The sequence below is a fragment of the Chishuiella sp. genome, from assembly GCF_032109125.1.
In the GTDB taxonomy this organism is placed as follows: Bacteria; Bacteroidota; Bacteroidia; order Flavobacteriales; family Weeksellaceae; genus Empedobacter.
Genome location: NZ_DAMCLZ010000002.1, coordinates 152657 through 167372, shown reverse-complemented (window position 1 = coordinate 167372; position 14716 = coordinate 152657). Strand labels below are relative to the sequence as shown.

Below are 14716 nucleotides of genomic sequence, written 5' to 3'. Positions count from 1 at the left end.
ACTAAAATTGATAATTATCATATTTAAAAGAACATTTCGATACGAAAATAAATAATTTTAATGAAAAACAATAGATTTTTTAATAAAATTAAAAATTAATTATAACCTCATAATATACTCAATTAAAGATTATTATAATAAATAAACAAATAAAAACAATCAACTAAAACGTTATAGTTAATTATTTAGTTTTTATAAATAGTTTGTTTATTCCAAAAAACATTCTATATTTGCACTCGCAATACCGAAATAAACGGTGTTAAAGGAGAGTTGGCAGAGTGGTCGAATGCGGCAGTCTTGAAAACTGTTGAGGGTCACACCTCCGGGGGTTCGAATCCCTCACTCTCCGCTGAAAGGGATTCTATCATTTAGAATCTCTTTTTTTGTATAAATAAGTAAGTTTTCTTCCTTCATTTTCAAATGATTAATCGAAAATAAATCCATCATTGTAGGTGTTCGATAAATCCCATTTTCATAGTATAAATTGCTGTCGAACACTATATTTACAAATTCTCTTTTCTGTAAAGTATTAGCTTTAGAATAAACAAACTTCATATCTGTTAATTGATTCAGATTCTTTTCTAAGATTTTAAAAGCAACTTGTTGATCAGTACTATATCGCTCTATTGACCCTTTAAGAGTTATAATTTCATCATTGTAACTAGAAAACCAACGTTGATACGTATCCTTACTTACTTCGTTTTTAATCCATTTTTCTTCTACCGAAAATAACTTCTCTTGAACTGCTAATAATTGATTTTGTTTTTCAACAACCTTTTTTCTATTGTTTGATAGCTCAATTTCAAGTGTTTTACTTGTTTCAGATTTAATTTTATTGAGTTGAATAGATGATAAACTCATTAACTCACAAATTTGAAGAAGTTGATTATGAGCTTTTATTGCACTAATGTTGTTGTGTCGTGAATGTCTGCATTTATAATAGTAAAAATATTTTCCTGATTTCCCTCTCGATGGTGCTCCTGATAATGGTGTTCCACAATGGCATTTTAATATCCCTCGTAGAGGAAGTTCATCATCTATGACTACACGCTGTTTAATTGGGTTTTTAAATTTTTCTTGAACCATCATCCATGAAGTTTTATCGATGATTGGTTCATGTATCGCATCAAATAATCCCCCAGGATAATTTTTATAGGCTTCTACTTTTAATAATCCTGCATAGACAGGATTTTTTAGAACACGTTCAATCGCCATATTTCCTTTGGTGGTGAAACCAAGATTTCTAGCTTCTTCTTTTATCAAATAAAGTGGTGTGTTTTTAAGAAAAGCGTCATAAATATGGCGGACAATTTTAGCTTCTTTTTCTTCTACAATTAGCTTTCGTTCTTTTCGTTCTCCAATTTTCCTGTAGCCAAATGGAGCATTTTTAAAAACAAATCGTCCTTCTTTTGCTTTAGCAGTATAAATACCGCCTTTCACCTTTATACTTCGATTAATGTTGTCTTCTTCGGCTAGAAGTAATTGTAAACCTGCTCTGAAAAAACTACCAGGCGTGTCGTAATCGAAGATTATTCCCTCTGTAACGCTTACAACTTGAATGTTGTATTTTTTCTGAAGTAATTTTACCATACTCATCGCTTCACCTGCATCGCGACTAAAACGATCCAATTGGTCGACAAGAAGATAATCAACAGCTTTGTAATGTTTCTTAATAAAATCTTTGAGTTTAATAAAATCTGGACGATCAAATGTGCGAGCACTTTTACCACGATCAATAAAAGTGTCTATTAATTTAACTTCATTAAATTCTAACCATTGATCAGTATAAAGTTCTTGTCGTTCTATTGAACCATTACTCTGTCCGAGCTGACTAAACCTAAGGTATCTTATTGCTCTTTTCATAGTATTCCTTTAAAGTGGTAGATAAAATGATCTCTATAATCAAATTTACAACTTTTTCTTCCTTCTTAGCTAGTCTTTTTTGATTTATATCAATATTATCTTTTTGATTATCAGTTATTTTTAAATATCCATCACCTTTCTTCATTATCTTAGTCTTTATTATTCATAAAGTTTTTAAACATTTGAATCGTTTAATAAAAAGTAGTTCTAAATGATGAAGTAGCTATAAATAGGTATTTATTGGAAGTATATGTCAGGTATTGGTTTTGATTAATTAAGGAATTAATCAAGAGGTTAGTTTTATTGTTTGGTGATCTCTAACGCAAAAAATAGTAGACTAGCTAAAATGTATTTTTTGATGTATATTCTTCGACAATCCTTCGACCGTTGTTCGAATGATGTTCAACAAAACATACTTTTTCTCGAACCATTGTCGAAGGACACTCGAACAAACCTCGAAGAAATAGACTATTTTGTCCTTCAAAAAAAATAGACGATAAGATAACAAGTATATCTTATTGTGTAAAAAAGAAAACCTCGCTTAAAATATTTAGCGAGGTTGTATATTCATTGTTTTTTATCTTAAATAATTTCCAATACATCTCATGCCCTCTGGGCAAGACGAAATCTTAGTTATTATAGGCAGTAATATTGTTAGGATCCAATTGCCAAAAGCTTAGTTTCTAATTCCTCAATTGAAGACCATTCTGTACAATTAATAGGTGTTTCGCTTTCGAAGTTGATTAATGCTTTCAGAAGAGTTTCAACTTTATTAAAATAAATATGATTTTCTTCAAGTTTTTTTAATGCATTATATGGTTTTTCTTCATTTGCTATTTCTTCAAAATAGGCTTCTTCAAAATTTGGAAGAGAAGCTAAGAGTCTAGTAGAAGTACCTGCTGGTTTTGAATTTATAGCCTCCAAAATATTAGGATTATTTCCCCAAGCAGGATTAGCCATTTCTTTTCCTTTTTTGGTTGTAATTCTTGGCAAGTCACAATCGTGAAGAACAGAATAATCTGAACCAAAATGATTAAGAATCTTGATAAGCGAGACTATAGTAGCTTTTCCACGAGCTCTAATAATATTTATATTATTATATAATTCAGGTTTTTGTCTTTTGATATAATTGAAAGCTGTATATTCTGTATCCCCTTCGACAACTATAACTTTTCCGCCAAAAAAGAATTCAGCAACATAAGGGTCACATAAATTAAGTAATTTTAAATTTCTTTTATCTTCATCATCTAAGTTAACCTTATCAGGTCTAAAAACAGTAGTTCCAATAATATCACCATTCTCTTGTTTTTCAACTTTAATAATTGTTGTATTGTCTTTTGAAAAATCTATAAAAATTGGTGAATGAGTTGTAACCATAACTTGCCAATTACCAGTTTCAGGTAATTCGTAAAGTAAGTTACAAGCCTCTCTTATAGCATTTGGATGTAAACATAATTCAGGTTCATCAATTAGTAATAAATGAGGTCTGTTTAAAGCCCCTTCAGGTTTTGCTTTTTGATTGTTTTCCGATATGAATTTTAGTGCTGTCCATAATAAAGTTCTACGTGCACCACTTCCTTGTCTATCGATTGTACTTAAATATCCATCTTCGGGTCCCATTAATAACTGTGTATCTGCTTTAAAAAGATTAATTGCATTATCTAAATTATCTTCGGCTTTGGCGTCAAAATCGATTTTATATTTTGGAAAAACTTTACTTATAAGTGTTGTTAATTCTTGATTTACTTCATCAATTTGATCTTTAGCCTCATCAAGAATTTTTTTCTGTAACTCTTTAACTTGTCTTAAAAGCTTTTGATATTCGTTTTCTTCTTCTCCTTCTTGGTTTAGATTTTTGTAATTTTTAACTCTTTCAGTCAAGGCTTGCATAATTAATTTCTTAATTTCATCTGCTTGCTTTTCTGGCGAATCAAAAGCATCTACTTTATGAGGTTCAGGTCTTCTTGAATTTGCGACATTTGGCGCTCCCCAAGGAACATTATCGCTCCAATCTTTTACTTCAACGTCAAATCCTTGTCTTTTAGGTTTTCCTTCACTTTCCCAAATGAATTTTTCCTTAACTATAAAATCTCCATTTTCTTGAATTTCTATCCATTTTTCTCCTGGAGCATTATCGTAGACTCTTGTATGTATTTCTATTTCAGGTAAATTTTCTGGGTCGATTTTGTTATGCGGGAAATCTTCTAAACTCAAGTTTGCTTTATTTGAGCCTTGAGACATAGCTAATTCATAAGCTTTAAGAATAGAACTTTTTCCTACATTGTTTGCTCCAACTAAAACTACTATATCATTTAAATTTATTTCGACAGGTGTACTTCCAATACATCTGTAGTTTTTGATAATTAATTTTGTAAGTTTTGGTTTTGCAACTTCTGGGTTATCTGAAACTAAAGAAACTTCTTCAATCTTTTTTGTTTTTGCCATTATTTTTTGAGTTTTATTGAGTATAATAGATGGTATGTTCTCAAACATACAACAACCATTTAATAAAAAAATACGTTTTCACGTAAAAACAAAAACCTCCTTAAAAAAAGCTTCTAAACATGTTATTATTTATACTATTTTGTGTTTTTGTACCTAAAATTGGAGTTGTGCAACAGTTACCCATGTTATGCGTTCGCTTTTATTTTTCATCAATTATTTCAGGCATTGTTGGATAAGATGTCATTAAACTAATCATTTTGGGTAGAAACCATTCACGACAAATGTCTTCATACATAGTCCCAAAGTTAGTTAGTTGATGCCATAAAACAATAATTTTATCTTTCGCAATTCTCCAATCTATTTCATCATTTTCTAAAATAGTTTTTACTTGAATTAGGTCAAATTTTGCTTGTGGTAATACTTGCCACTCATTGTGTTGCCATATATCCAAATCTTCTATTTGAGAAATAAAGTATAATATTTGAGTTTTAATTTCATATGGTTGATAGACTTTATCTTTTTCTATTTCATCTCGGTATGTCCAAACTGGATAATCTTTGTAGCCAAAAATATGTTTGATTTCGTTTTTTTGAAACGAAAATTTAGAAAAAGCCGCAAGAAGTTTAGCTCTTTTGCCATAAAATTTGAGAGCGTTGTTCGCTATATCAGGGTTGGATAATTTATTTAACGATGGTATATTAAATGTCACTGAACCTTGTTCTGTATATTTAGGGTTTTGTGGTAAAATTATTTTATCAATGTAATCGTTTACACATACAAAATATGTCTCTCTATTTTTTATATCTACAACAAATAATAAGACAGGAACACTACCACCTAAAGATTGAAAGGTGAAAATTGAAGTTGTGTCAAAAGGATATTTTATTACGTCAAGTTTAGTATAAGATTTTCTGTTTTCATTCCATATTCCTTTAGCAACATTTCCAACTTCATAAATAATTTCTTGCTTTAATTGTAATTCTTTTACCGATTTTACTTGGACATAAATGAATTCACCTAAAGTCTCAGCAACATCCTCATCTATTAATTCAAAAAGTTCGATAACCAAATCAATTCCATAATCTGGGCGATTAAATTCTCTAATTACCCAGTGCTTTGGAATTTGACATTTTATAATTTCATATGATTCATCCTCCATTACATGTTGAAGAACTCTTTGTTTCTTTCTAATCATTTAGTTTATTCTAAAGTGACGTATAACATTGTTTTCACGAAGCTAATACAATATATGTTTCATAAAAAAATATCAGTAATTAGCCTAAATAACAAATATACAAACAAAACTAATTCATAACCATTGTTGTGTAAGTATTTCTTTAATTAAAAAAAGATCCTTATTAGAGCCTTTATTCATTATTATATTTATTAACATCAAAATCGAAATCTAAAAGAATTTTTGGATGAACATTTAAAGCTTTAGCTATTCGAATTAAATTACGTATAGTTAAGTTCGTTTTTCCTTTTTCATACTTATTAATATCGCTTGAATCAATTCCGCTTAAGTATTCTAAATCATCTAAAGTTTGATTGTTTTTTTCTCTAAGATGTGAAATTTGCTTTCCTATTTCAACTAAAAATTCATCTGTTATATCCATTTCTACAGTATTTCAAAGCAAAATGAGATTATTATTAAAAATATCTTTAGGAATATATCCCTATAATTAAAAAATATTGTTATATTTGTATGAGCGAATTGATAATTAGACTTTTAATAGTCATAATTAAACGATGTAATCTCGAACCGAAACGACCAATTTTCTATCGAGAGTATCGTGGAATCGCTCCATGTCTCAAAAGTTTTGTACTTTCGCATACGGCATGGGCGGTTTTCACATATCCTTTAGGTAGAAGCTTAAATTTATTAAGTAGGGTTTGGTCGCCCTCGGTACTAAAGTGTGGATCCGCCTTGCTTTTTTTGCAAGTATTTCTTCATACACGAGAAACATCGTTCCATAAAAACCCAACACAAAATGAGAACGAAACAATTTCCATTCATCCGTAAAAAACCACCAGACAAAGTCTGTTGGCTTACTACTTCTTTTTAAAGAAAAATACTCCGTATTTATAACATTTTAAAACACGGATCGTAAAGCAAAGGGCTATCCTTTCTTTACACGCCCTCTATCAGAGCCTCAGTATTGAGACTTTGACAGCATTTGTTTTACCTTTTTTATTCGGACATTAAAAGTAAAACGTTTCATGTCATTTACCAAATTTATTGGGGCTACTACCTACTTTAAGTTGTAAGCAATGAGTATAGTTGAAATGACTAAAATTCATTTTAAGTTATGAAACCTAAAAACTTGCAATAAATCAAAACTATTATAGTAAAACCCATTATTATGCTAGAAAAAGAATTTGAATTATTAAAAAAAGGTAATTCTACTGCTTTGGAACGTATTTATATCAGATATAATAAACGAATATTTTGGTTTGGTAAACAATTAATTAAAGATGAATTTGTAGTGGAGTGTTTGTTACAAGATGTGTTTCTGAAACTTTGGGAATATCGAGAAAAGATAGAGTCCCCTGATCATATCTTTTTCTTTTTGAGATTTGTAATGAAATACAGTTGCTATTCTCATTATGCTAAACCGAAGAATAGATTTTTTAGAACTGTGAATTCATTAGAGAACTATGAGAATTATCAAAGTTATTTAGCTGGATATGATCCAGCTGATGTAATAGAAAACCTGAACGAACAAGAAACGCAACAGCACTATTTTGATGAAATTATAAAATTATTACCCCTTTTAAGTACTGAAAGAAAACATTTGATAGAACTCTGTTTAAAACATGGATTTCAGTATAAAGCCATTGCTCATGTAATGGGAAGAGGAATCACCGAAACAAGTAATGAAATTAAAAGTGCTATTGAAGATCTTAAGAAGATTTTAAGTCACCAAGATAAGTTAATTATTAAAACCAAAACAATCTCTACAGAAGAGAAGCAAGAAAAGATGACCAAAACACAATCGTTGATTTTACAACTTCGATGCGAGCATAAACAATCTTTTGCAAACATCGCAGAGGAATTACAATTGTCACAGAAAGAAGTACACAATGAGTTTATAGTCGCCTATAAATTTACCCAACAAAATAAAGTTCAATCCCTAAACTATTGATGATGGAGAAATCTACTTTAATACTCACTCGAAAAATACAGTTAATTGTTGATTTACCTACCCAAGAAGAACGTCAAGAGGTTTTGGAAACACTTTATAAATGGAGAAACAGGTGTTATAGAGCCGCTAATTTGATCGTTTCACATTTGTATATACAAGCGATGGTAAAAGAGTTCTTGTATCTTTCAGAAGGGGTTATACAAAAGTTGGTTGATGAAAAGAAAGATGAAGCAGGAATCTTACAACGTTCGCGAATAAATACCACTTATCGTGTGATATCAGATCGTTTTAAGGGTGAAATTCCAATGAATATCTTATCGTGTTTAAATAGTAGACTCCAAAGTACTTTTAACAAAGATTACCAAGAATATTGGAGAGGAGAAGCTTCTTTAAAAAACTTTAAACGAGATATGGCATTTCCTTTTGGATTGGAAGGTATTAGCAAATTATCTTATCATCCCGAGAAAAAAAGTTTTTGTTTTCGATTGTTTCAACTTCCATTCAAAACCTATTTAGGAAGAGATTTTACAGGTAACAGAAAACTATTGGAACAAGTAGTGAATGGTGAAGTTAAACTTTGTACGTCGCAAATAAAAATAGAAAAAGGGAAAATATTTTGGTTAGCTGTTGTAGAAATTGAAAAAGAAAACCATCAATTACAACCAGAAACTATTGCAGAGGCTTCCTTATCATTAGAATATCCATTGGTTGTAAAAGTAGGTAAATCTCGGCTTACCATCGGAACCAAAGAAGAGTTTTTGTATAGAAGATTAGCGATACAAGCGTCTCGTAAACGAATGCAAGTAGGAGTAACCTATGCGAAATCGGGCAAAGGAAGAACGAGAAAACTAAAAGCGCTAGAAAAAATGAGTGAATTAGAACGTAATTACGTACATAATCGATTACATGTTTACAGTCGAAAGCTAATTGATTTTTGCATCAATAATAAAGCAGGAACACTTATTTTATTGGATCAAGAAGAAAAAATAGAACTAGCCAAAGAAGAAGAATTTGTACTGAGGAATTGGAGTTACTATGAACTGATGACTAAAATAAAATACAAAGCTGACAAAGCAGGAATTGAGCTTATTATAGCATAAATTATAATTTTTGAGGGCGATTGTACACCCGTAAGGTGAGGTTGATTACGAACACTCACTAAATGTAAATAACATATACAACAGCTCACTTATCGTTTTTTCACCAATAGATAATAGCAGGATACTCCCAACATGAAGGCAGGATAAAGGCAACATAGTGACAGTAGAATGTATGTTAAATATTTTGTAGTCCTGTTATCTAGAATTTTTTTATTTAAAAGGACAATTCGAATATTAAAAAAACAAACTCGGATACAACTCTTAAGTCAGTTTCGGAAATTTATTTAAGTAAATGAATTTGAATATTATAAAAATTTTGTTTGTCTATGTTTAACCTTGATTGGGTAAATAATAGAAATTCAAATCTTAAAACACTATAATTTTGAGGGTGATTGTACACCCATAAGGTGAGGTTGGTAATAAACACTCACTAAATGTAAATTACATAAACAACGCGTGGGTTCACTTACTTTCATCAATAATTAATAGCAGATACTCTTTGATGTTAAAAGCAAGATAATGAGAACGTATATTTGTCTGAAATTCGTATTTCGGAATTGGAGTTCGTTTACAACAAAGTGAATTTGTGAGAAAACATTTTTCATCTATCTATATTCAACTTAAAAAAAAAAATAATAGAATTTCAATCCTCAAAACACTTTAATTTTCATCCACTATTTTCTCGGCTTATTAAAGAGTTTTTATCGGATAGGTGAAAGCATAACATCTGTCATCCTTTCAATGGCTGTGACAGCCAACTTTATTAAATATTTTTGATTATTCACTTTCATAAGTGATTTGATTAAAAAGGATAGATTTTCAATCAAAAGAAATAAAAAGGCAGCTAAGTTTGAAAGGACTCCTGCGCTATAGCCAGCCAAAAGCTTACGGCATAATGAAACAGAAAAACAAAAATAAAATTATTTTTTCTGTTTCACCCTTTGGGACTTAATCCGTTTCCTTTTGTCTCTGCACTGTCCTTTCCGATTTACTGCTTTCTTTTTCTCCTTTTTCTTTTGAAAACTAAATCTAAATAAAGATTTAGTTATTTCAACTGCTTGTATATACATATAGTAAAATGCTTTTACATAAAAACGTACAATTGTAATTACGTATTGATGTAAATATGTACATACTTATTTATTTAATCTTTTATCTATCTATGCCTCTATTTGTATAAATATGGACATACCTAATGACATTCATTTATGAGTATTTATAAAGAATGGTAAATATTTAGTTGAAACCAAAAAATGTTAATTGGAATTCTAAACTGAAACTAGAATAAAAAAATTATTACAAACCTTACTCAAAAAACAATCTTACTTTGTTTGATAATTATGATTGACTATTTTTTATCTTGACTTTTAGAAGAAATAGTAGATTAAACAACGGTTTTCAAAACCGATTAGTTTTATTTCAAATTAATTCGTTTTAACCAACAATTTTTTATGATCACAAGATCATGGCAAGTTGTGTTTTGAGGCACTCGAAATGAATTTCGTGCCTCAAAACGACTTGCTCTGCGAGACTAGAAAATCTTCCGAAGTCAGTATTTTGTCAAAAAAATAAATATTAAAAAGATTTTATTTTGAGGAAGATTAGAATCCCATCTTTTTTATGTTAATTCTAACTATAAATCATAAGATATTTTTTATAAAACACTAATCATTTAAAATCATATTTTCATCACATATAAATACCTTTTTATCATACAGAATTGTAATTGAGTTACTATGACAATAGATTTGAAAAAAAATAAATACATGAAAAAATCTATTTTAATAAGTCTATTATTTTTGTTTTTCATCAGCTATGTTGATGCACAAACTTCAATTAAAGGAAAAATTATTGATACAAATGGTAATCCAATTGCCTTTGCTACTTTAAATATTCAATCTACTACTGAAACAAGTATAGGAATTATTGAAAAAGTGTCAGATGAAAATGGATTATTTGAAATTTATCTTCCGAGTAACGGAACATATACGATTATCTCTTATTATGGAAACTACTCTGAGGCTAAACAACAGTTTGATTTTAATATGCCTGAAGATTCAATTACTTTAACTGTTCCTAAAGAAGAAAATCAAAATATAGAATTAAAAGAAGTTATCGTTAAAAAATCAAAAGCTTTAATTGAAAGAAAACTTGATCGTATCGTAATGAATGTTTCAGATAATTCTATTACTACAGGAAAAACTTCTATGGATTTGTTTCTACTTGCTCCAGGAGTTTTTTTTAACAATGGAAATATATCTATAAATGGCGTTTGGGGTGCACGTGTAATGGTGGATGGAAAAATGCTTAATTTAAGTGGAGATGATTTAAGAAACTATTTACAAACATTACGTTCAAATGATATTCAATCAATTGAAATAATTGCACATCCTTCTGCTGAATTTGATGCTGAAGGTTCTGGAGGAATAATTAATATTATTTTAAAAAGTAGTTCTAAACAAGGGTTTAATGGATATATAGGGAATGATTATTCTATTGGTTTAGGTAAATATCCTACCTATAATCCTTATGTTTCATTAAATTATAAAAATGGAAAATTTGGTATAAATGCAAATTATTCCTACAATAATTCAAAAAATTATGAAGAATTAGAACAAAAAAGAGATTTTGTAGATAAAGGAATATATCGTCAAAATACAAATAATGTAATGAAATCAAAAAGTCATCGTATAAAATTTGATTTGACTTATGATATTTCTGAAAAACAATTTTTAGGTATTTCTTACATAGGTCAATTTAATAACTCATCAAACAATTCAATTTCAAATTCATCAATTGTATATCTTGATAATGCCAAGAATGTAAAATCAACAGGTAGATTCCCAACAGACTCAGATTCAAAATATCATAATATAGGATTAAATTATACCATTAAAACAGATAGCTTAGGCTCTAAATTTTCATTTATATCAGATTTTACTCATAATAATAGAAATGGAAGTAGCACGAGTGATAGTAAAGATTTTAATGATATTAACACTATTATTAGAGATACTTTATTTAAGCTTTATTATCCTAGCGAAGCAAAAATAGTAACAGCTGACTCTAAATATAATTGGATTTTAAAAAACAGACAAAATTTAACTTTTGGTGCAAAAATTACTTCTACAGAAATTAATAATACAAATCATTACGAAGTTTTTAATGATATTTGGAATTCGATTCCATCACTTGACTTTCAATTTGATTACAAAGAAAAAATTTATGCAGGTTATGTTAATTTTAGTGGAAAATGGAAAAATATTGACTATCAATTAGGCTTAAGAGGTGAACAATCTAATGTAGAAGGGTATTTATGGGGAAATCAAAAAGCAACCATTAATCAAAATTATTTTAATTGGTTTCCTACACTGTTTTTGAAGAAAAATTTAAATGAAAAGGGCAGTAATTATTTATCATTTTCTTATAATCGACGAATAAAACGTCCTTCATATTTTGATTTAAATCCTTATAAATATTTCATTGATAATTATTCAATATTAACGGGTAATCCATATTTAAAACCACAGTTTACAAATTCATTTGAATTGAGCAGCTTATGGAATGGGAAATATTATACATCTTTTAGTTATTCTGAAACTAAAGATGCTATAGCTCAAATAATTCAAAATAATTCAAGTGAAGGACTATTAACAATTATTAAAGATAATACAGGAACAAATAAGGTTTTTACTACAACATTAAGTGCTCCTATTTCAATAACAAAATGGTGGTCTACAACAAATAATTTATTATTAACATACACTATTTCAGAATCAGAGTATTTTAAAATTAAGAAACCTTCTTTTATTTTTCAAACTCAACATGAAATTTTACTAGGTAATGGATTTAGTGCTAATTTAAACGGTTTTTACACTCCACAAATGGTCAGCGGTAATATAGTAACTAAATCTATTGCAGGAGTAGATATTGGTTTACAAAAAAAGTTTTTCGAAAATAAAATAACAGCTAAAGCATCTGTTAGTGACGTTTTTTATACAAATAATTATAAAGCTACAAGCTATTTTAATGATACTAAAATTGCGATTTCGCATAAAGAACAATCAAGAACTTTTTCATTTTCATTGATATATAATTTCAAGATTGGAGAAAAGTTTACTACTAAAAAAATTGATTCAAGTAGTTTAGATGAAAAAGATCGTTTATAATAATTACACAATTAAAGGACTAGATTTTCCTTTGATTGTATATATTTACAATAAATGTAATTTAATAAAAATAAAGTTTTGATGCCATGATAAATTATTCTAGGAATACAGAATTAAATTCATTTATCCAATTCGTTAAGAATTTAGATTTTACAAAAATTTACACAAAAAATATTCGAATATTTTGCCATTCTTTAATGTGGTTTTGCTATCTAGTATTACATATTATTCATTTCTCGTTTGGACCGAAATTTTCAATTGAAACCACTTTGATATTATCGATTAGGACAGTATTAAATGATATAATTGTTTTTTATTTATTTTTCTATGTATTAATTCCCTTTATTCTAAGACTTAATAATAGTTTTAAATGCACATTATTTCTTGTCGCGTTATTATTTCCATTACTTATTTATATATGGCTAATCATAGATTACTTATTTTTCAAGATTTTTAATAATATTGGAATAGAATTCAATGATGAAGTATACAAAGGTTATATCGAGAAAATATCACATTCTAGTTTTTATGAGATTATTGGTTACAAAGCTCTACTTGGAAATCTTTTTACAATAGTTCTTTCAATTTCTGTTTCAATTTTGATTAAAGTTTTGTTTGATTCACTTCGATTATTTTCAAATACATTAAAGATACAACAAGAAAAATCTGATTTAGAAATTCAGAATATTAAGATTGAAAAAGATTTTTTAAAAGCTCAACTTAATCCTCATTTTTTATTCAATACACTTAATAATTTATATCGATTAAGTTTAAAAAAAGATGATAAAGCTCCTGACGTTATTCTAAATTTATCTGATATAATGGGATATTCCCTATACGAGTCTAATGCAGAAAAAGTTTTGTTATATAAGGAATTAGAATTTATAGAAAATTATTTTGCATTAGAAAAAATGCGCTATCCTAGTTCTTATTCAATTCAATTCAATATTGAAGAAAATGAAAAAGTAACAAATTTAATGATTGCTCCATTACTAACTTTCACGTTTATTGAAAATGCTTTCAAATACGGACTAAAAAACGAAGAAACAGCACATTTATCAATTTCAGTTTCAATTTTAAAAAATAAATTTAGTTTTAAAATTATAAATGACGTATCTGATTTAGCTCAAAATAATACAGCAGAGAAAAAAGGAATTGGTTTAAGTAATATAAAAAGGCGATTAGAATTACTATACCCTTATAATTATGAATTAAATATTAATGAAACTAAAAGTGAATTTTCTGTATCACTTGTAATAAACTTATAATTATGAATGAAAAATTTAGTTGTATCATAATTGATGATGAACCTCTAGGAGTAGAATTAATAGAAGATTTTATTTCTCAAATATCATTTTTAGACATAAAAAAAACCTTTAATAAACCATTAGAAGCAATGACTTTTTTACAATCAAATAAAATAGACATCGTTTTTAGTGATATTGAAATGCCAAAATTAAACGGAATAGATCTATTTCGTTCGTTACTTCATAAACCTTATTTTATTTTTATCACTGCACATAGGGACTTTGCTATTGATGGCTTTGAAACAGGTGCCGTGGATTATTTAATAAAACCTGTACGTTTCGAACGATTATTAAAAGCAGTAAATAGAGTAAAAGAAAATCTAGATTTAAAAAATAAAATATCCGAAGATCCAAGTAATTCAGATCGAATTTTTATTAAAAGTGATGGTAAATTTATTAAAATATTATTGAGTGAAATTATTTTTATTGAAGCTCAAGGAAATTATATTAATATAATTACCAAATTAAATTCGCATACTACATTATCTACAATGAAAGCTATGGAAGAAATGCTAAACGATAAATTATTTTTTAGAATACAAAGAGCTTTTATTGTTAATATCGATTTTATACAGTCGATAAATGGAAACATGGTTGAACTTTCAAACGGAAAGGTAATATCAATAGCCTTAAGCAAAAAAGAAGAATTATTTGAAATTTTGGGATTGACCTAATGTATTAAAACT

Annotated in this window: 10 protein-coding genes and 1 tRNA gene; 6 read left to right on the top strand and 5 right to left on the bottom strand. The window is 28.2% G+C overall.

Annotation, left to right across the window (positions count from 1 at the left end; genetic code table 11):
• The first annotated feature begins 264 nt into the window (after positions 1-264).
• Positions 265-349: transfer RNA gene (locus RT575_RS03645), tRNA-Ser, on the top strand.
• Here the strand turns inward: RT575_RS03645 and RT575_RS03640 are convergent.
• From RT575_RS03640 to RT575_RS03620, 5 genes are all read right to left on the bottom strand, one after another.
• Entirely contained in the window at positions 340-1863 is a 1524-nt protein-coding gene (locus RT575_RS03640) for a recombinase family protein (RefSeq protein ID WP_313578901.1), read from the bottom strand. The two genes, RT575_RS03645 and RT575_RS03640, sit on opposite strands and share 10 nt — an antisense overlap.
• Positions 1838-2008 (bottom strand): hypothetical protein, encoded by a 171-nt coding sequence (locus RT575_RS03635; RefSeq protein WP_313578899.1) that lies wholly within the window; start codon positions 2006-2008, stop codon positions 1838-1840. Before RT575_RS03635 ends, RT575_RS03640 begins: the two co-directional genes overlap by 26 nt.
• Positions 2009-2517: 509 nt before the next feature.
• Positions 2518-4308: an AAA family ATPase gene (locus RT575_RS03630; RefSeq protein ID WP_313578897.1), complete on the bottom strand. Its 1791-nt coding sequence runs from the start codon at positions 4306-4308 to the stop codon at positions 2518-2520.
• Between the two features lie 199 nt (positions 4309-4507).
• Positions 4508-5503 carry a DUF4365 domain-containing protein gene (locus tag RT575_RS03625; protein WP_313578895.1) on the bottom strand — a complete coding sequence of 332 codons (996 nt, stop codon included), beginning with the start codon at positions 5501-5503 and terminating at the stop codon, positions 4508-4510.
• A gap of 172 nt (positions 5504-5675) precedes the next feature.
• A complete protein-coding gene (locus tag RT575_RS03620) occupies positions 5676-5924 on the bottom strand; it encodes a helix-turn-helix transcriptional regulator (protein WP_313578893.1) in 249 nt (82 codons plus the stop codon).
• Between the two features lie 747 nt (positions 5925-6671).
• On the opposite strand from RT575_RS03620, the gene RT575_RS03615 reads away from it, so the two are divergent.
• From RT575_RS03615 to RT575_RS03595, 5 genes are all read left to right on the top strand, one after another.
• Positions 6672-7454 carry a sigma-70 family RNA polymerase sigma factor gene (locus RT575_RS03615; protein ID WP_313578891.1) on the top strand — a complete coding sequence of 261 codons (783 nt, stop codon included), beginning with the start codon at positions 6672-6674 and terminating at the stop codon, positions 7452-7454.
• 2 nt (positions 7455-7456) lie between these two features.
• Entirely contained in the window at positions 7457-8554 is a 1098-nt protein-coding gene (locus RT575_RS03610) for a hypothetical protein (RefSeq protein ID WP_313579160.1), read from the top strand.
• A gap of 1766 nt (positions 8555-10320) precedes the next feature.
• Positions 10321-12723, top strand: a complete 2403-nt coding sequence (locus RT575_RS03605; RefSeq protein ID WP_313578889.1) for an outer membrane beta-barrel family protein — start codon at positions 10321-10323, stop codon at positions 12721-12723.
• A 269-nt stretch (positions 12724-12992) separates the two neighbouring features.
• Positions 12993-13991: a sensor histidine kinase gene (locus RT575_RS03600; RefSeq protein WP_313578887.1), complete on the top strand. Its 999-nt coding sequence runs from the start codon at positions 12993-12995 to the stop codon at positions 13989-13991.
• A gap of 2 nt (positions 13992-13993) precedes the next feature.
• Entirely contained in the window at positions 13994-14704 is a 711-nt protein-coding gene (locus RT575_RS03595) for a LytTR family DNA-binding domain-containing protein (protein ID WP_313578885.1), read from the top strand.
• Positions 14705-14716: the final 12 nt, after the last annotated feature.